The organism is Sedimentibacter sp. zth1 (assembly GCF_017352195.1).
In the GTDB taxonomy this organism is placed as follows: domain Bacteria; phylum Bacillota; class Clostridia; order Tissierellales; family Sedimentibacteraceae; genus UBA1535.
In genome coordinates this window covers 1,357,298-1,375,815 of record NZ_CP071445.1, presented here as the reverse complement: position 1 = coordinate 1,375,815, position 18,518 = coordinate 1,357,298, and the positions used below count along the sequence as shown (strand labels likewise).

General features: G+C 33.4%; 10 protein-coding genes, 22 tRNA genes and 2 rRNA genes. 32 read left to right on the top strand and 2 right to left on the bottom strand.

Translation table 11 applies throughout. The features are described 5' to 3' along the window. Positions 1–157 precede the first annotated feature (157 nt). From JYG23_RS06975 to JYG23_RS06860, 24 genes are all read left to right on the top strand, one after another. Positions 158–233, top strand: a tRNA-Ala gene (locus JYG23_RS06975). Positions 234–675: 442 nt separating this feature from the next. Then, positions 676–3,606: ribosomal RNA gene (locus JYG23_RS06970) — 23S ribosomal RNA — on the top strand. A 217-nt stretch (positions 3,607–3,823) separates the two neighbouring features. Beyond that, a 5S ribosomal RNA gene (gene rrf, locus JYG23_RS06965) occupies positions 3,824–3,940 on the top strand. Positions 3,941–3,946: 6 nt separating this feature from the next. Then, positions 3,947–4,021: transfer RNA gene (locus JYG23_RS06960), tRNA-Asn, on the top strand. A 7-nt stretch (positions 4,022–4,028) separates the two neighbouring features. Further along, positions 4,029–4,117 (top strand) — tRNA-Leu (locus tag JYG23_RS06955). A 16-nt stretch (positions 4,118–4,133) separates the two neighbouring features. Next, positions 4,134–4,209 (top strand) — tRNA-Met (locus tag JYG23_RS06950). An 8-nt stretch (positions 4,210–4,217) separates the two neighbouring features. Beyond that, a tRNA-Glu gene (locus tag JYG23_RS06945) sits at positions 4,218–4,292 on the top strand. Between the two features lie 18 nt (positions 4,293–4,310). Next, positions 4,311–4,386: transfer RNA gene (locus tag JYG23_RS06940), tRNA-Val, on the top strand. A gap of 19 nt (positions 4,387–4,405) precedes the next feature. Then, positions 4,406–4,482 (top strand) — tRNA-Asp (locus JYG23_RS06935). 23 nt (positions 4,483–4,505) lie between these two features. Next, positions 4,506–4,581: transfer RNA gene (locus JYG23_RS06930), tRNA-Thr, on the top strand. Positions 4,582–4,673: 92 nt separating this feature from the next. Next, positions 4,674–4,758, top strand: a tRNA-Tyr gene (locus tag JYG23_RS06925). Between the two features lie 14 nt (positions 4,759–4,772). Further along, a tRNA-Gly gene (locus JYG23_RS06920) sits at positions 4,773–4,847 on the top strand. 32 nt (positions 4,848–4,879) lie between these two features. Further along, a tRNA-Gly gene (locus JYG23_RS06915) sits at positions 4,880–4,953 on the top strand. 14 nt (positions 4,954–4,967) lie between these two features. After that, positions 4,968–5,044 (top strand) — tRNA-Arg (locus JYG23_RS06910). A 5-nt stretch (positions 5,045–5,049) separates the two neighbouring features. Continuing rightward, positions 5,050–5,124, top strand: a tRNA-Gln gene (locus JYG23_RS06905). Positions 5,125–5,144: 20 nt separating this feature from the next. Next, positions 5,145–5,220: transfer RNA gene (locus JYG23_RS06900), tRNA-Lys, on the top strand. A gap of 1 nt (position 5,221) precedes the next feature. Beyond that, positions 5,222–5,310, top strand: a tRNA-Ser gene (locus tag JYG23_RS06895). A gap of 25 nt (positions 5,311–5,335) precedes the next feature. After that, positions 5,336–5,425: transfer RNA gene (locus JYG23_RS06890), tRNA-Ser, on the top strand. Positions 5,426–5,455: 30 nt separating this feature from the next. Then, a tRNA-Ile gene (locus JYG23_RS06885) sits at positions 5,456–5,532 on the top strand. Between the two features lie 10 nt (positions 5,533–5,542). Continuing rightward, positions 5,543–5,618 (top strand) — tRNA-Trp (locus JYG23_RS06880). A 44-nt stretch (positions 5,619–5,662) separates the two neighbouring features. Next, a tRNA-Pro gene (locus JYG23_RS06875) sits at positions 5,663–5,739 on the top strand. A 12-nt stretch (positions 5,740–5,751) separates the two neighbouring features. Beyond that, a tRNA-Ile gene (locus tag JYG23_RS06870) sits at positions 5,752–5,828 on the top strand. A gap of 27 nt (positions 5,829–5,855) precedes the next feature. Further along, positions 5,856–5,932: transfer RNA gene (locus tag JYG23_RS06865), tRNA-Ile, on the top strand. A 5-nt stretch (positions 5,933–5,937) separates the two neighbouring features. Then, positions 5,938–6,013 (top strand) — tRNA-Phe (locus JYG23_RS06860). A 223-nt stretch (positions 6,014–6,236) separates the two neighbouring features. Here JYG23_RS06860 and JYG23_RS06855 read toward each other — a convergent pair. Next, the gene (locus JYG23_RS06855; RefSeq protein WP_207237741.1) at positions 6,237–7,199 is read right to left on the bottom strand and encodes a ribonuclease H-like domain-containing protein; all 963 of its coding nucleotides are present in this window, start codon (positions 7,197–7,199) and stop codon (positions 6,237–6,239) included. An 88-nt stretch (positions 7,200–7,287) separates the two neighbouring features. Here JYG23_RS06855 and JYG23_RS06850 point away from each other — a divergent pair, with 88 nt between their 5' ends. From JYG23_RS06850 to fni, 3 genes are read left to right on the top strand one after another with little or no spacing between them, the layout of a single operon-like run. Next, on the top strand, positions 7,288–9,657 hold the full coding sequence (locus JYG23_RS06850) for a DNA internalization-related competence protein ComEC/Rec2 (protein WP_207237740.1): 2,370 nt from the start codon (positions 7,288–7,290) through the stop codon (positions 9,655–9,657). Beyond that, complete coding sequence (gene holA, locus JYG23_RS06845; protein WP_207237739.1) at positions 9,647–10,675, top strand: DNA polymerase III subunit delta; 1,029 nt, start codon at positions 9,647–9,649, stop codon at positions 10,673–10,675. Before JYG23_RS06850 ends, holA begins: the two co-directional genes overlap by 11 nt. A gap of 41 nt (positions 10,676–10,716) precedes the next feature. After that, on the top strand, positions 10,717–11,745 hold the full coding sequence (gene fni, locus JYG23_RS06840; protein ID WP_207237738.1) for a type 2 isopentenyl-diphosphate Delta-isomerase: 1,029 nt from the start codon (positions 10,717–10,719) through the stop codon (positions 11,743–11,745). 98 nt (positions 11,746–11,843) lie between these two features. Here the strand turns inward: fni and rpsT are convergent, their stop codons facing one another. Next, positions 11,844–12,107, bottom strand: coding sequence for a 30S ribosomal protein S20 (gene rpsT, locus JYG23_RS06835; protein ID WP_207237737.1), 264 nt, complete (start codon positions 12,105–12,107; stop codon positions 11,844–11,846). A gap of 177 nt (positions 12,108–12,284) precedes the next feature. Between rpsT and gpr the strand changes: the two genes are divergently transcribed. The 5 genes from gpr to JYG23_RS06810 all read left to right on the top strand — a co-directional run bounded on the left by gpr (position 12,285) and on the right by JYG23_RS06810 (position 18,448). Continuing rightward, positions 12,285–13,223: a GPR endopeptidase gene (gene gpr / locus JYG23_RS06830; protein ID WP_207237736.1), complete on the top strand. Its 939-nt coding sequence runs from the start codon at positions 12,285–12,287 to the stop codon at positions 13,221–13,223. A 76-nt stretch (positions 13,224–13,299) separates the two neighbouring features. Next, the gene (gene spoIIP / locus JYG23_RS06825) at positions 13,300–14,427 is read left to right on the top strand and encodes a stage II sporulation protein P (RefSeq protein ID WP_207237735.1); all 1,128 of its coding nucleotides are present in this window, start codon (positions 13,300–13,302) and stop codon (positions 14,425–14,427) included. A 135-nt stretch (positions 14,428–14,562) separates the two neighbouring features. Then, positions 14,563–16,374, top strand: coding sequence for a translation elongation factor 4 (lepA, locus tag JYG23_RS06820; RefSeq protein WP_207237734.1), 1,812 nt, complete (start codon positions 14,563–14,565; stop codon positions 16,372–16,374). 81 nt (positions 16,375–16,455) lie between these two features. Further along, positions 16,456–17,592 (top strand): radical SAM family heme chaperone HemW, encoded by a 1,137-nt coding sequence (gene hemW, locus JYG23_RS06815; RefSeq protein WP_207237733.1) that lies wholly within the window; start codon positions 16,456–16,458, stop codon positions 17,590–17,592. Positions 17,593–17,605: 13 nt separating this feature from the next. Next, positions 17,606–18,448: a PhzF family phenazine biosynthesis protein gene (locus JYG23_RS06810; protein ID WP_207237732.1), complete on the top strand. Its 843-nt coding sequence runs from the start codon at positions 17,606–17,608 to the stop codon at positions 18,446–18,448. The last annotated feature ends 70 nt before the right edge of the window (positions 18,449–18,518 follow it).

Here is an 18,518-nt window from a genome sequence, read left to right as displayed (position 1 = left end):
TAAGGAGACAGAAAACAAAATGTAAAGTAATACATTTTGTTTCAATGTCGCTTTTCTGGTTTGAACGCCAGAAAGGCATGTTCGAAACAAGGAACTTATGCTGTTTCATTGCTACTCAAGTGAGAATTTGAGTAGTGGATAAAAGATTTGCTGATGTGGGGGTGTAGCTCAGATGGGAGAGCACCTGCCTTGCAAGCAGGGGGTCAGGAGTTCGACTCTCCTCATCTCCACCAATAAAAGTAAATCGCTGAACTTTGAAAATTGTATAGGAAAAAACAAACGAAGTAATTTTTGATTTAGACAAGGCGAGAGGAGTCGAGGAGCAAAGCATATGAATAATATGTGAGCACCAGAGAAGACGATCAACGAAGTATAAATTAAAAAGAACAAGTTTGAAACGAGAGAAAAACATCAAAAAAAACAATAAAACTAAGTAAAAAATATAAGCGGAAGCAAATATTAATTACAAGAGTAACCAAAAAATAGTTGTGTGAAGACGCACAATTAAACTGATGATTAAAGTAATTTTTCTGAAAAGAAAAGTGAAAATAAAGTTTGCGAAGGTAATTTTTATTTAGGTAAGGCGGAAGGAACGAAAGAGCGGAATGTACGTTTGTACATGAGCATCTTGAGAGATGACCAACGAAGCATAAATGAAAAAGACCGAGCAAAAGAGGTCAAGATATAAAGAGCGTAGGGCGAATGCCTTGGCACTAAGAGCCGATGAAGGACGTGGTAAGCTGCGAAAAGCTACGGGGAACTGCAAACAAGTATTGATCCGTAGATATCCGAATGAGGAAACTCACATATGGAGAACCGTATGTAACGTATGATGAATAAATAGTCATACGTGGGGAACGAGGGGAACTGAAACATCTAAGTACCCTTAGGAAGAGAAAGTAAAAAAACGATACCGAAAGTAGCGGCGAGCGAAATCGGTAGAGCCCAAACCATGTTTCGGCATGGGGTTGCGGACATATCAACAAAGTATCTGAGACGATAGTCAAAGACTTCTGGAAAGAAGCTCCAAAGAGTGTGATAGACACGTAGGCGAAAAAGTCAAAGAGCAAGATATGATCCAGAGTACCACAGGACACGAGAAATCCGGTGGGAAGCAGGGAGGACCATCTCCCAAGGCTAAATACTACTTAGTGACCGATAGAGAAATAGTACCGTGAGGGAAAGGTGAAAAGAACCCCGGGAGGGGAGTGAAAAAGAACCTGAAACCCTATGCTTATAAGCAGTGGGAGCACTACGAGTGTGACCGCGTACTTTTTGTAGAACGGGCCAGCGAGTTACGATATGCAGCAAGGTTAATAACTGAGAGGTTAGGAGCCGAAGCGAAAGCGAGTCTTAATAGGGCGAAAGTTGCATGTCGTAGACCCGAAACCAGGTGACCTATCCATGAGCAGGTTGAAGCTAGAGTAAAATCTGGTGGAGGACCGAACCCGTTAGCGTTTAAAAGCTATGGGATGACTTGTGGATAGCGGTGAAATTCCAATCGAACCTGGAGATAGCTGGTTCTCCTCGAAATAGCTTTAGGGCTAGCCTTAACGTAAGATTAATGGGGGTAGAGCACTGAATAGTCAAGGGACGTTATACGTTACCGAAACTTATCAAACTCCGAATACCATAAAATTAGCGTTGGGAGTCAGACTATGTGAGATAAGTTTCATAGTCAAAAGGGAAAGAGCCCAGATCACCAGCTAAGGTCCCAAAGATAGATTAAGTGGAAAAGGATGTAGGACTACACAGACAACCAGGAAGTTGGCTTAGAAGCAGCCACACTTTCAAAGAGTGCGTAATAGCTCACTGGTCGAGTGGACCTGCGCCGAAGATTACCGGGGCTAAAATCTATCACCGAAGCTGTGGGATTGTATTAATACAATCGGTAGAGGAGCATTCTGTACGAGTCGAAGCGCCATCGAAAGAGGCTGTGGATTGTACAGAAGAGAGAATGCTGGCATGAGTAGCGAAAGGTGAGTGAGAATCTCACCCATCGAAAGACTAAGGATTCCTGAGGAAGGCTCGTCCACTCAGGGTAAGTCGGGACCTAAGCCGAGGCCAAAAGGCGTAGGCGATGGATAACTGGTGGAAATTCCAGTACCACCGAAGATCGTTAAAAGAGAAGTGGGGACACAGAAAGATAAGTTAGCGTACTGATGGAATAGTACGTCTAAGTAAGTAGGGAGAAGAGATAGGCAAATCCGTTTCTTCAATAATCCTGAGATACGAATGGGAGCGAAAACAAGTAGTGAAGTAACTGAGTCTACGCTGTCAAGAAAATCCACTATCGAGATCAAGGTGCCCGTACCGTAAACCGACACAGGTAGTCAAGGAGAGAATCCAAAGATGAGCGGAAGAACTATTGTTAAGGAACTAGGCAAAATAACCCCGTAACTTCGGGAGAAGGGGTGCCCATGGAAGTGAAAGTCGAACGACCGGAGCTTTAGTGGGCCACAGAAAACAGGCTCAAGCGACTGTTTACCAAAAACACAGGTCTCTGCTAAATCGAAAGATGAAGTATAGGGGCTGACACCTGCCCGGTGCTGGAAGGTTAAGGGGAGCTGTAAGCGTAAGTGAAGCAGTGAACTTAAGCCCCAGTAAACGGCGGCCGTAACTATAACGGTCCTAAGGTAGCGAAATTCCTTGTCGGGTAAGTTCCGACCCGCACGAAAGGTGTAACGATTTGAGCACTGTCTCAACAATAGATCCGGTGAAATTGTAGTACTCGTGAAGATGCGAGTTACCCGCGGCAGGACGGAAAGACCCCATGGAGCTTTACTGCAGGCTGACATTGGAATTCGGTATTAATTGTACAGGATAGGTGGGAGACTAAGAAACATGTACGCCAGTATGTGTGGAGTCGCTGTTGGGATACCACTCTATTGATACTGAATTTCTAACATGATACTGTGATCCAGTATATGGACACTGTCAGTTGGGCAGTTTGACTGGGGCGGTCGCCTCCGAAAGAGTAACGGAGGCGCTCAAAGGTTTCCTCAGCACGGTCGGAAATCGTGCGAAGAGTGTAAAGGCAGAAGGAAGCTTGACTGCAAGACGTACATGTCGAGCAGGAACGAAAGTTGGACTTAGTGATCCGGTGGCGCCGAATGGAAGGGCCATCGCTTAACGGATAAAAGCTACCCTGGGGATAACAGGCTTATCTCCCCCAAGAGTCCACATCGACGGGGAGGTTTGGCACCTCGATGTCGGCTCGTCTCATCCTGGGGCTGAAGCAGGTCCCAAGGGTTGGGCTGTTCGCCCATTAAAGAGGCACGCGAGCTGGGTTCAGAACGTCGTGAGACAGTTCGGTCCCTATCCGTCGTGGGCGTAGGAAATTTGAAGGGAGCTGTCCTTAGTACGAGAGGACCGGGATGGACAGACCTATGGTGAATCAGTTGTTCCGCCAGGAGCACGGCTGAGTAGCTAAGTCTGGAATTGATAAGCGCTGAAGGCATCTAAGCGCGAAACAAACCTTAAGATAAGATTTCCCATTACGTAAGTAAGTAAGACCCCTGAAAGACTAACAGGTAGATAGGTCACAGGTGTAAGTGCAGCAATGTATTCAGCTGAGTGATACTAATAGGTCGAGGTCTTGACCAATAATGATCCTAACCCCATTTGATTCTCAAATGGATGGTAGGTCAGATCCAGCGAAATCCAAATCTATACGAACGTAAGTGAGTAAATAGATTTGTGATACAGTCGGACAAATCTCGAAAAGTTTTTCCTATACAATTTTGAAAGTTCAAACTTTCAATTTAATGATAACTTAATATACAATATAACGAAGTAATTTTTAAATTACGAGTTATACTAATCTGGTGATAATAGCAAAGAGGACACACCCGTTCCCATTCCGAACACGGAAGTTAAGCTCTTTAGCGCTGATGATACTTGGTGGGTGACTGCCTGGGAAAGTAAGACATCGCCAGATTGATATTCCGAGGTAGCTCAATGGTGGAGCAACCGGCTGTTAACCGGTAGGTCGTGGGTTCGAGCCCCACCCTCGGAGCCATGAATGTGCCGGAGTGGCGGAATTGGCAGACGCACAGGACTTAAAATCCTGCGTTCCCTAAAGAACGTACCAGTTCAAGTCTGGTCTTCGGTACCATTTTAAATTAATTTGTCGCGGGGTGGAGCAGCTGGAAGCTCGTCGGGCTCATAACCCGAAGGTCATAGGTTCGAATCCTGTCCCCGCTACCAAAATAAAAGGCCCTATGGTCAAGCGGTTAAGACACTTCCCTTTCACGGAAGTAACCCGAGTTCGAGTCTCGGTAGGGTCACCATTACAAAATAAAAAACATGGAAGCATAGCTCAGTTGGGAGAGCATCTGCCTTACAAGCAGGGGGTCATAGGTTCGAGCCCTATTGTTTCCACCATTTTTACAAAATTGAATGTGGCTTGGTAGTTCAGTTGGTTAGAATGCCAGCCTGTCACGCTGGAGGTCGTGGGTTCGAACCCCATCCAAGTCGCCATTTTCAATAAAAACAAGATACATGCTGGTGTAGCTCAATTGGTAGAGCAACTGACTTGTAATCAGTAGGTTGAGGGTTCAAGTCCTTTCACCAGCTCCATTTTCGCAGAAATTACGGAGTAATTTCAATACACAATGCGAAAGACGCAACGGCGTAAGCCATGTTGCGGAAAATAATTTTACTGAAAATATGGGAGGGTTCCCGAGTGGCTAAAGGGGACGGACTGTAAATCCGTTGGCAACGCCTTCACTGGTTCGAATCCAGTCCTTCCCACCAATTAAGTTTAAAATGCGGAAGTGGCTCAGTGGTAGAGCATCGCCTTGCCAAGGCGAGGGTCGCGAGTTCGAATCTCGTCTTCCGCTCCAAAAGTAACAAAAAATGTTAAAACGCATATAATGCGGGTGTAGCTCAGTGGTAGAGCCCCAGCCTTCCAAGCTGGTTGCGAGGGTCCGATTCCCTTCACCCGCTCCATTAAAAAAATTTATGGACCAGTAGCTCAGCTGGATAGAGCAACGGCCTTCTAAGCCGTGTGCCGGGGGTTCGACTCCCTTCTGGTTCACCATAAGTTGGGGTATAGCCAAGCGGTAAGGCACTAGACTTTGACTCTAGCATTCGTAGGTTCAAATCCTGCTACTCCAGCCATTTTTAAAAATTAATATAGTGATCCATTAGCTCAGCTGGCAGAGCACCTGACTTTTAATCAGGGTGTCCCGCGTTCGAATCGCGGATGGATCACCACGGAGAGGTACCGAAGCGGTCATAACGGGGCGGTCTTGAAAACCGTTAGGGTGTAAGCCCACGTGGGTTCGAATCCCACCCTCTCCGCCAATTTAATAGTTATAAAAATATATATGGAGAAGTACTCAAGTGGCTGAAGAGGCGCCCCTGCTAAGGGTGTAGATCCGATAAGGATGCGAGGGTTCAAATCCCTCCTTCTCCGCCATATTTATACCAAAATATTTTGTAATATTTTGGGCCTTTAGCTCAGTTGGTTAGAGCGCCCGGCTCATAACCGGTAGGTCCAAGGTTCGAATCCTTGAAGGCCCACCATTTACACCATAGGGGTGTAGTTCAGTTGGTAGAACAATGGTCTCCAAAACCATGTGTCGTGGGTTCAAGTCCTGCCACCCCTGCCAATTTTATTAAGCAAAAACAGGATAATAATTAAATAATAGTATTTCGGGGCGTAGCGCAGTTTGGTAGCGCATCTGGTTTGGGACCAGAGGGCCGCGGGTTCAAATCCTGCCGCCCCGACCAGTATTTAAATGTGGGCTTGTAGCTCAGGTGGTTAGAGCGCACGCCTGATAAGCGTGAGGTCGATGGTTCGAGTCCATCCAGGCCCACCACATTTTTCCAAAATATATTAATATTTTGGGCTTTTAGCTCAGTTGGTTAGAGCGCCCGGCTCATAACCGGTAGGTCCAAGGTTCGAATCCTTGAAGGCCCACCATGTTTGCCCAGATAGCTCAGTCGGTAGAGCAGGGGACTGAAAATCCCCGTGTCGGTGGTTCGATTCCGCCTTTGGGCACCATAGTAAAAACGTTGATTATTTTTAATCAACGTTTTTTATATACTGGGAAAGTCTACTTTTAGTATATAAAAAACGAGGATTGCAAAGGACGGGACGTCCTTGCCTTTAAGGGGAGTGCTCAGTAAAAATGCCTATTTCATAAGCATTTTTACGCCGAAGGGGGACATTGGTCCCCCTAGCGGAGTTGCGTAGTAACTTTTTTATTACAATAATATTTAATTTTTTAAATATCTTTTAATGCCTTTTCAATAATACTACATACATTTTCAAATAATAGAGTTCCATTAATTACTATTGGCACAATATTATCTTTTAAATTAGGCAATGTGTTAAAGTTCATCAATTTTATTTCATTATTATCTATAAATAATATATAATTATCGCTATCGCTTTTATATAGAGAAATCAAAATATCTAATTTTGTTATAGATGTTTGACTTTTGAAATTTAATTTATAGCAAAGTTTATTTGAGTTGTAATCCAATTTGTAATCAGTTATATTTAAAAATTTAATTTTTATTGCCTTGTTTGATATACTAATATCTTTTTTATTAACTTTCAATATACCTAATGTTTTGGAATAAAATATTTTATCATATGAATTCAAAATATTATCAAATATTATTGGAAGATAGTAAACATCTTCAAAATTATGCAAAAGTATTAAATCTCTGTGCTCATCTTTTTTATGAATTTTATATGCTTCATACAAGGTTATTACATCTTTGCCAGACAATGTGTCTTCTCTAAATATCTTAAAATATTTTTCAACAGTTTTAAGCTTATTATTTGCAATATTAATCTTATTTTTAAAATTCAGCATATCTTTATACAAATCAATACTATGTAGATTATTTAAATTAAAATCTATATTGTATTTTTCAAATTTTTTATTCAAATATGTTATATCAAATGATTTCCCGTTATATGTTATGATATATTTTTTTGTATATATTTTACTCATAAGGAAAAACAATGATTCTAATTCTTCCTGTTCATTTATAGAAAATGTTTGATAGATAATTTTTTTATTATTTTCAACTATCAAAAATGTTATAGAAACAATTTCACTCGTAACAGCAGATAATCCAGATGTTTCAATGTCTAAGTAAACACTGTCATTAAATATCTCTTCTATAAATTTATTATTTAAATTATAATCTTCAATAATTTTTTTACTAATCATTTTAATCCGTCCTATAAACAGTTTTTGTTTCCCCTAATAAGTTGCTTTATGTAGAATAATTTGGTAATATAAATACGGGGGTATAAATATGTATTATTTTGTAATTTATTTCGTTGCATATGTTTTGAGTATAATAGTATGTTTATATTTAAACTATAAAACTGCAATAATTTTAAGTCTAATATTTTTTGCACTGGGTATTGTTACGACAAAAAAATATGTAGCGTGTTTTTTAATAATTTTATTTGCGGTTTTGTCTGTTGTATGTATTAATTATAATTCAAAATCTATTTTAACACAATATCTTAATGATGATGTTAATGTAATTGTAGAAATAAAGAATGTTATTAAAGATGACAAAGAATCTGAATTTATTAGCTATAATGTTAATGTAATATGTCTAAACGGAAAAAATATACATGAAAAATCAATTCTATACATAAAAAAAGAAAATAAAATCGAAATAAATTCAATTCATAAAATTAACGTTAGCGTATCTAAAATTCAAGAATCTAAGAATTTTTTGCTTTTTAATTATAAAAAATCGCTTCGAACTAAAAAAATATTTGTAAACTTATTTGCAAATACAAAACCCAACCTTATAAAAAAGGATTATTCAAAAGTCAATACTATAGTAAATAATTTTAAAGGATTTGTCGAAAAATTGTTTTATTCAAATCTTAATGAAAAAAATGCAAATATTATATTATCAATTTTGTTAGGAGATAAGAAATACTTAGATGATGATTTATATAAAAGTATACAAAGAACTGGCCTGGCACATATATTTGCTGTCTCTGGTTTGCATATAGGTATATTATACGGCTTCTTAATAAAATTATTTTGTATGATTGGGTTTAACAAAAAGATTAGCTGGTTTTTAACATGGGGATTTTTGTGGTGCTATGGGTTTTTGATAGGATTTCCAGTGTCTGTTCTTAGAAGTTTAATAATGTTTACGTTCGTGTTTGGAGCAGAGTTATTGTATAGAAAATATAATACTATTAACTCAATTGTTATAGCAGCCTTTATATTATTAGTGGTAAACCCATTTTATTTATTTGATGTAGGTTTTCAATTGTCGTTTACCGCTGCATTTTGCTTAATTATTTTTAATAAGTATGTTAAGGATAAATTGAAATCTAAGAATACCATTATTTCTAGCATTTATTTATATATTTTTTTACAATTATTCACACTTCCTATTATGTCGTACTATTTTAATTATCTTTCATTGTTGGGCATTTTATACAATATAGCATTAGTTCCTATTTTTAGTGTACTTATTGTTATTGCATTTATTTCTGTTGGTGTAGGTTTTTTATGTGTATATACACTTGTCTTACCTTTAAAGATATATGATTATGTATTCAATGTTATTAGGTATGTAATAGATTGGGGTTCTAAAAGTAGTATTGCAGGTGTTAAAATACCCTCTATGAGGCTTTTAACTTGCTTTTTTTACTATGTTTTCTTAGCTTTAATACTATTTATAATAAATAATAAAAAATGCAGTTACAAGCGTATTTTATTTGCAACTTTTATAGTATACTACTGCATCAATTTTTTCATTATACCGCTAAGTTTAGATGGAACAAGACTTAATATAGTTGATGTTTCACAAGGCGTATTTATTATCCTAAGACACAATGATATAAATTTGATATTTGACGCGGGTAGCAATTCAGATAATATTGGCAAATATGTTTGTGCACCTTATATACTCAAAAATGGTTTTAATGATATAAAATCAATATTTATTAGCCACTGGCACATAGATCATTATAGTGGTGTTAATGAAATATTAAGTAGTTCTAAAGTTGGTAATGTATATTCTAGTTCCGAAGACGACAAGAATCTAATAAATTGCCATTGTAATCTTTTAAACAATACAGATAGTATAATTATAGATAATGAATTTAAAATTGATATATTATGGCCTAAAATCGGTTTTAAGTCTAATAATGAAAATAACATGTCCAATGTATATTTAGTAAAGTGTGGAAAAATAAAAATACTTATTACTGGGGATATCGAAAAGGAGGCTGAAAGGCAGATTCTAGATAGATTGGAAGATATAAATGTTTTAATTGTTCCTCATCATGGAAGTAAAACTTCTTCTACTACTGAATTTGTACAAGCAGTTAATCCTGATATTGCAGTATTTTCATATGGTAAAAATAATTATGGTATTCCACATCAGGAGGTTATTGATAAATATAATGATATAGGTTCAGATATTTTATCAACTTTTACTAATGGTGAAATTAATATTATGGAAATTAATGATGAAATATATTATAATACCTATAAGGGCAATCATTCTGAAAATATGAATGAAATATATAAATTATATTTTTTATTGAATTTATATATATTTGTTATATTATTAGTATATGTAATGTTTTATAAAAATTATATTTTAGATAAAAGATATGAGGGAAAATATGAGTTATAAAGAATTAATAAATAATATAAAAAAAGAAGATTTATTTTGTTTCAATATAATATATGGAAATGAAACCTTTCTAATTGATAATGCCATAAAAAGTGTAATCAATAAATTTGTTTCTAAAAATTTAAGAGAATTGAATTTTACTAAATTTGAAAAAATTGATGATAAGGAAAATGAATTTATAGAAACAGTTGCAACTTTTCCTTTTATGTCTGATAAAAAAGTAATTATTGTTGATGATAGTGATTTTTTAACTTCATCTGGTTCTATTAATAAAAGCATAGAGGAAAAGCTTATTAAATTAACAAAAGATAACATAGATACTACGATAGTATTATTTATTTTAAAAGGCAAAAAACCTGATAATAGAAAAAAATTGGTAAAAATAATCAAAGAAAATAAAGCAATATATGAAATTAAAAAATTAGATGAAGGTGAGTTAACTAACTATATAGTAGAAGGTTTTAAAAAAAATTCAGTTAAAATTACATCATCGAATGCAAGCTATATTGCAACAAACTGTGGTTATTTAGATTATGAAAGTACAGTTGATTTGTATGATGTAAATAATGAAATTCATAAAATTGCATCATATACATTAGATGAAGGCGAAGTAAATAGAGAAGTTATTGATGCTCTTTTAATAAAATCTCTTGATAGTAATATTTTTAGACTTGTTGATTTTATATGTGACGGTAAGAAAAAAGAAGCAAATAAAATGCTAGGAAACATGTTAATAAATGGTGTGGCTGAGCTATTTATTATGCATATGATAACAAGGCAGGTTAGAATGATTTATCAATATCAAATATTATACAAAAAAGGTTACTCATCTTCTCAAGTTTCTGATACTATGAAAATAAAGCCGTTTATAGCGAAGAAACTTAGTAGTTTATCTAAAAATATAAGTATGGATAAAACTGAAAAAATACTGAATACTCTTTTAAATATTGACAGACAAATTAAAACGGGGTTAATAGATAAGACAGTTGGATTAGAAATAATATGTAATTCTTTTTAAAGAAGTAATACAATATAAATTAATTTAGAATAGAGAATAAAATGGATAACAACTTAATTAGAAGTAAGAGAAAATTAGACCATATAAAATATGCACTTAAGGAAAGTAACAATAATACTAAAACAGGTCTTGATGATATAGTACTTATTCACAAGGCATTACCTAAATATAACCTTCAAGATATTGAAATAAATACAACTTTTTTAGGTAAGAAAATTAGCGCACCAATTTTTATAAACGCTATGACAGGTGGACATAAAGACGTTTTGAAAATAAACGAAATATTAGGAAGAGTTTCACGTGACGCTGACATACCAATTGCGGTTGGTTCTCAAAAGGCTGGAGTTGAAGATAAAAATCTTTTTGAAACATATAGTATAGTTAGAAAAATTAATCCTGAAGGAGTAGTTATTGGCAATTTATCTGCTAATTGTTCTTTAGAAGATGCTAAAATTGCTGTTGAGATGATAGAGGCGGATGCTTTACAATTGCATTTGAATGTAGCCCAGGAAATCAGTATGAAAGAGGGAGATACTACATTCGAAAATATAAGAGAAAATATAATAAATTTAAAAGAAGGTATAAATGTACCAGTGATTGTAAAAGAGGTTGGTTGTGGTATGAGCCTTGAAACTATAAAAGAGCTTATGAGTATGGATATTAAATACATTGATATTAGTGGAGCAGGAGGTACAAATTTTATAGATATAGAATATTCAAGACATAGTAAAGTTATTGATAATTCATTAATCAATTGGGGAATACCAACAGCATATTCTATGGTTGAAGCAAATATAGCTGGACTAAATGGATTTATAGTATCAGGAGGAATAAAAAATTCTTTTGATATTGCAAAGTGTTTATCAATGGGTGCTAAAATGGTAGGTATATCTGGAGAAATATTGAAACAATATTTTAAAAATGTTAATATAAATGACTGGATAGAAGAATTAAAAAGTAATTTGAAGAAAATTATGTTACTTACAAATTCATCTTGTATAAGTGAATTAACTATATGTGACAAGGTTATCAAGGGTGAGCTTTTAGAATGGCAAAATATTAGAAAGTAGTCTTATAAATATTTGATTATTAAAGATGTATAAGACTTTATATATATTTAATTATAATAAAAATGGGCTTAACATTTAATGTTACAGCCCTTTTATGATTAAGCTATTTTATTTAATCTTTGTTGTAATCTACTAACTTTTCTAGCAGCTGCGTGTTTGTGAATAGTGTTTTTAGCAGCAGCTCTATCTAATTTAGCTTCAACTTCTTTTAAATATTCCTTCGCTTTTTCAACGTCACCGCTTTCAATAGCAGTTTCGAATTTTTTAATATAAGTTTTTATTTCTGATTTTCTAACTTTGTTTATAGCAGTTTTTTTATCAATAACTAAAATTCTTTTTTTTGCTGATTTAATGTTTGCCAAATGTTTCACCTCCCCTGATGAGATTTAATATTTTAATATTTTAATATTCAATATTACAATTTATTAAACATAGCATACCAATTATACAAGTTTCTCAAACAAAAATCAAGAGAAAAGTATAAAAAAATAAAAAAAATGAATAATAAATAGAGAACAAATTATTTTGGAGGAACTTATATGTATAGAACAGACTTAGCCTATGAAGCCCACGAAGGTTTGGCTAAAAATTGCGATGGAGTTATACTTGAAACAAAAAATTTAAAATATGGAGAACTTGTAAAAATTGAGATTACAGATGAAGAAGCACAAAAAGTTGTAGGTAAAAAGATAGGCAAGTATGTAACCTATGAAACTCCAAGCTTTAAACATATGGATAAAGATAAAAGACAAGAAATTATAGAAACATTATCAAGTAATTTAAAAGAGATTATAGATATTGATAGAGAACATATATTGGTAGTTGGACTAGGTAATAGAAGAGTAACAGCGGATTCTTTAGGACCGAGAACAATTGATAAAATAAAAGTTACTAGACAATTTTTTAAAGCATATAAAAAAGATTTTGATGATGACTATAATGAGCTAGCTATTTTAGTTCCAGGTGTAATGGGAGTTACAGGGATAGAAACACAAAATACTATAAAGGGTGTTATTGAAAAAATAAAACCTACACTTATTATTGCAATAGATGCATTAGCTTCTAGGAAGATGAAAAGATTATGTTCAGTTATACAATTAACAAATGCTGGAATTGAACCAGGCTCAGGTATAGGCAATATGCAGGGTTCTTTAAATAAAGAAAGTATGGGAATTAAAATTGCAGCAATAGGTGTTCCAACGGTTGTTGATACAGCAACTATTGTTAGCGATTCTATAGATTTGATGAAAGAAAAATTTACACACAAGATATCAGTCGCTGATGAAGTGTTAGGATTGTTAGGGCAATTAGATGAGAATGAAAAACTTGGATTTATCAAAGAGGTGTTAAACCCTAAATATAATGATACTTATGTTACACCAACTGAAATTGATGAGCTTATAGAAATACTTTCAGATGTACTATCTGAAGTTATAAATGTAGCAGTGCATCCAGGATTTTATAGCAATGAATTCTAAATCTTAAGTCATAAAATTAAACATATGTCATATATATTAATAGTTACTAATATAGATAAGATATGAGGTGTGTTTTATGAAGCGCAGAAGAAAGGCGCCAGTTAGAGCATATTATGTAATCTCTTTAATATGCTTAATAGTTCTATTTATAGGATATGGCTTTATATTTAACCTTTCTGAAAAAAGAAAAGAAGGTAAAGAAGTTAAAACCATTTCTTTAGTAGACGAATCTGAAAATTTATCTGGGAAATACAATAAGCTATTTGCGAAACTCATGTCGTACTTTAATATATTCTTTAAGGAGACTTTTAAAGAGTATGATGAAAATGGTATGTTTGAGTATAAAATGGATGATGATTTAAATGGTGGAATTGTAGCAGTAGAGAGCGGAGTTGTTACAAGTATAGACAACATAGAATTGTATTCAAACAGCGACTATGATGCAAGCGAACTTTATAAAACTACTGTATTGCTAGCAAGTAATAGAAAAAGAGATTTTTTTACAATTGTTAGTGGGTATGATATTGCATCAAGGCTTGGAATAAGCGCAAAAGATTTAAAGACTGAAGCAAATAAGGTTAATGAAAAATACAAGATAACAATATATCATACACATGCTACAGAGGCATACAATAATTGTTCAAAAACAAATTTTAGATCTGAAAATGATAAAGAAAATGTTGTTTGTATTGGTAATATAATATCTGAAAACCTTGAGAATAATGGAATAAATACTATCCATTTAGTTGAACACAATGATATGCCGTCATATAATAAATCGTATATTAATTCTAAGAAATTAGTTACTAACAATTTAGATAAAACTAAAAAGAATATCATTATTGATATTCATAGAGATGGTGCAGATGCAGAATCAAATTATGAGAAACTATTAGAAAGTGTTACTAGACTTAAAATGAATGATAGATACATTGCAACATATGCAATAATTATAGGTGGTGCAAACGAAAATTTAGATGAATTAAAAATAATAGCTAACACTGTAAAATCAGTTTCAGATGAATTATATCCAGGGCTTTGTAGAGGAATTATAATAAGAGAAGGAGCATATTTTAATCAAAATATAAGTGAATATGCTATGCTTTTAGAGGTGGGTTGTCATTTAAATACTTTAGATGAGGCTAAAGTAACTTCAGATTATTTGTCGGAAATTTTGTGCAAATCATTTTTAAAATTAAATTAGATAGCGGATACACATATAATATAACATTATATGTGTATTTTATTTAAGTAGTAACTATTAAATGATAATTTATTCTTTAATAATTACTAAAATTCTGTTATAATATGCTACAAGGTAATTAACAGGAGGAACAACGTGAATAGAAAAAAATATATAAGAAATTTTTCCATTATAGCTCATATAGATCATGGTAAATCTACATTAGCGGATAGATTAATACAAAACACGGGATTATTAACTGCAAGAGAAATGCAAGCTCAAGTTTTAGACAATATGGATCTTGAAAGAGAAAGAGGAATAACAATTAAGTTACAAACTATTAGGCTTGTTTACAAGGCTAAAGACGGAAATGAATATGTATTAAATTTGATTGATACTCCTGGTCATGTTGATTTTAACTATGAAGTTTCAAGAAGTTTAGCAGCATGTGAAGGTGCAATTCTAATAGTTGACGCAGCTCAGGGAATTGAAGCTCAAACACTTGCAAATTGTTATTTAGCTTTAGATTTAGACTTGGAAATTATACCAGTTATAAACAAAATAGACTTGCCAAGTGCAAGACCAGAAGAGATAAAGAAAGAAATTGAAGATGTTATTGGATTAGACTGTGAAGGTATTCCATTAATATCAGCAAAAGAAAATTTAAATATAGAAGATGTATTAGAAGCAGTGGTGACAAGAATTCCAGCTCCAGATGGGGATGAAAAGGCACCTCTTAGAGCTCTTGTTTTTGATTCTTATTATGATAGTTATAAAGGAGTTATAGCATTTATAAGAGTTAAAGAAGGAACTGTAAAAAAAGGTACAAAAATAAAAATGATGGCTACAGGTAAAGAGTTTGAGGTAACGGAGGTAGGTATTATATCTCCAAATCAAAAACCTGTTGAATGTTTATATTCAGGTGATGTTGGGTATTTAGCTGCAAGCATAAAGGAAGTTAGAAACTGTAATGTTGGTGATACAATTACTGAAGCTAATAATCCTGCTAGCGAGCCACTTCATGGATATAAGAAAGTTACCTCAATGGTATTTTGTGGTGTTTATCCTGCTGAGGGCGGAGATTTCAATGATGTAAGAGATGCTCTTGAAAAACTTCAGGTTAATGATGCTTCACTTACTTTTGAACCAGAAACATCAGTAGCATTAGGCTTTGGATTTAGATGTGGATTTTTAGGGCTATTACACATGGAAATAATTCAACAGAGACTAGAAAGAGAATTTAATTTAAGTATAATTGCGACAACACCAAGTGTTATATATAAGATATACAAAACTGATGGAACATTGATGCTTTTACAAAATCCGACAAATATGCCTTCACCACAGGAAATTGATTATATGGAAGAGCCTATTGTAGATGCTCATATTATGGCACCAACAGATTATGTGGGAGCAATTATGGATTTATGTCAAAAAAGACGTGGTATATTTATCAATATGGAATACTTGGAAGCAACAAGAGTTAATATGCATTATAAAATGCCTTTAAATGAGGTTGTATATGATTTCTTTGATGCGCTTAAATCAAAAACTAGAGGTTATGCATCATTAGATTATGAGCTTGATGGATATCAACGTTCAGAGCTAGTGAAATTAGATATTTTAATTAATTCGGAGTTGGTTGATGCTTTTTCTTTAATTGTTCATGCTGAGAAATCATATGAAAGAGCAAGATTGATTGTTGAAAAGTTAAAAGATGTTATACCAAGACATTTATTTGCAGTACCAATACAAGCATCTATTGGAAATAAAATTATTGCTCGTGAAACAGTAAAAGCGTTAAGAAAAGACGTTTTAGCAAAATGTTATGGTGGAGATATAACAAGAAAGAAAAAGCTTCTTGAAAAACAAAAAGAAGGTAAAAAACGAATGAGACAAATTGGTAGTGTTGAAGTGCCGCAAGAAGCGTTCTTGGCAGTACTTAAATTTGATGACGAAAAACAATAAAATTCTTAAAAATCAATTTTTCCATCTTTATTTAAAGGAAAAATTGATTTTTTAACTTGTATTCAAAATGAGAGGAAAGATATGAAAAAACTAGGACTATATGTTCACATTCCATTTTGTGAACGAAAGTGTAACTATTGTGATTTTTACTCACTGGTAAAAACTGACGAAATAGAAGCTAATTATATTGAGTCTTTATTGTATGAATTGAAAAGTTATAAAGAGGTCACCAAAGGTTATATCGTAGATTCAATTTTTATTGGTGGGGGAACACCTTCGTATTTAAGACCGGATTATATAGGCTTGATACTAGATGAAATAAGAAATAATTTTGTCTTATCTGAGGATGTGGAAATTAGTATGGAAGCTAATCCGAATTCAATAACTCTTGAAAAGGCTAAGCTATATAAAAAATATGGTTTAAATAGAATGAGTGTTGGAATTCAGTCATTGGATAATAAAATATTGAAGCTTATCGGAAGACTTCATACTAGTGACGAAGCTATAAATGCTATAAAAATATTAAAGAAAGCTGGTTTTACAAATATAAATGCAGATGTTATATTTAATATTCCAGGTCAGAATGTTGAAAATATCATAGATACCCTATCTAAAATAATAGATCAGGACGTAAACCATATATCATTTTATTCATTGAAATTGGAACAAGGAACGCCAATGTATAGAATGGAGGAAAGAGGAGAAATTTCACTTGCTGAGGATGAAGAGGAGAGGGCTATGTATTATGCGGGAAGAGATTTTATGGAGAAAAACAATTATTTTCAATATGAAATATCTAACTTCTCTAAAAAAGGATTTGAATGCAGACATAATATAAAATACTGGATTGGCGAGGAATATATAGGCTTTGGACCGTTTTCTCATTCCTGCTTTAAAGATAAAAGATATAATAATATAAGTGACATAAGACTTTATTGTGACAATATAAAAAATCCAACTAAATTTAGGCATTTAAATGAGGTGCTAAATATTGATAGCAAAATATTTGAGTATATAATGCTGAGACTTCGAATGAACAAAGGTTTTACATTAGTGGATTTCAAAGGCAAATTTAATTTAGATTTTGAAGAATTATATCAGGATAAAATAGAAAAATTAGTTTCATTAAAGCTTTTAATTTTTCAAAATGGTTCGGTTTGTTTAACTAAGAAAGGGATGGACGTTAGTAATTATGTTTTTGAAGAATTTTTAGAATAATTGGAGGTATTAAATGAATGTTAATATTTTAAAATCATTTACTTGCAACGGAAAGGGCGGAAACGGAGCAGGAGTAGTAATGACTGATAATTATTTAAGTGATAAAGAAATGCTTAAAATTTCATCTCAGGTAGGCTTGTCTGAAACAGCATTTGTAAAGAGAGTTGATGATAAAAATTATGATGTCAGATTTTTTACACCAGTATGCGAGGTAGATTTATGTGGACATGCAACCATTGCAGCATTTTATTATATTGGAGAATATATATTACCTCATAAAATTAATACCACGCTATATCAAAATACAAAAGCGGGGAAGCTTAAGGTTGAGATTTATTATAAGAATGATCATGTAGATAATGTTCTCATGGAACAGGCAAAACCGGTTATTTATGGTGAGGTAGATGATGCTACAGTAAAAAGTATTGCTATTTCATTGTCTTTAGACAAGAAAGACATATGTCTTGAAAATAATTCTCTTCTTCCTAATATTGTTTCAACAGGTATTAAGGATATTATAATTCCTGCAAGGAACAGGGAGCTATTAAATAGAATTAATCCACAATTTACTATGATATCAGATATTTCTAAGAAAAATGATGTAGTGGGATTTCATGTGTTTACAATAGAAAATGGACAGATTTATGCAAGAAATTTTGCACCGCTTTATGGTATAAATGAAGAATGTGCTACCGGTACTTCAAACGGAGCGTTAGGAGCATTACTTTATAGTAAAAATATATTAAATGGATATTTTGAAGTTTTACAGGGAGAGTTTATGAATGAGATAAGCAGAATTTGTGTAAGGGTAGATGAAGGAGAAGTAAAAGTAGGCGGAGCTGCAGTTTTATATTAGCAATATTTATAATATTTTCCATAATACATATTTACAAATTTAAATATTTAATCTATAATGCTTATATGTA

Coding starts and splice junctions, on each gene's coding strand:
- JYG23_RS06855 (WP_207237741.1), bottom strand. CDS start 7,199: ATGATTAGTAAAAAAATTATTGAAGATTATAATTTAAATAATAAATTT.
- JYG23_RS06810 (WP_207237732.1), top strand. CDS start 17,606: ATGAATGTTAATATTTTAAAATCATTTACTTGCAACGGAAAGGGCGGA.
- hemW (WP_207237733.1), top strand. CDS start 16,456: ATGAAAAAACTAGGACTATATGTTCACATTCCATTTTGTGAACGAAAG.
- fni (WP_207237738.1), top strand. CDS start 10,717: ATGGATAACAACTTAATTAGAAGTAAGAGAAAATTAGACCATATAAAA.
- spoIIP (WP_207237735.1), top strand. CDS start 13,300: ATGAAGCGCAGAAGAAAGGCGCCAGTTAGAGCATATTATGTAATCTCT.
- gpr (WP_207237736.1), top strand. CDS start 12,285: ATGTATAGAACAGACTTAGCCTATGAAGCCCACGAAGGTTTGGCTAAA.
- JYG23_RS06850 (WP_207237740.1), top strand. CDS start 7,288: ATGTATTATTTTGTAATTTATTTCGTTGCATATGTTTTGAGTATAATA.
- holA (WP_207237739.1), top strand. CDS start 9,647: ATGAGTTATAAAGAATTAATAAATAATATAAAAAAAGAAGATTTATTT.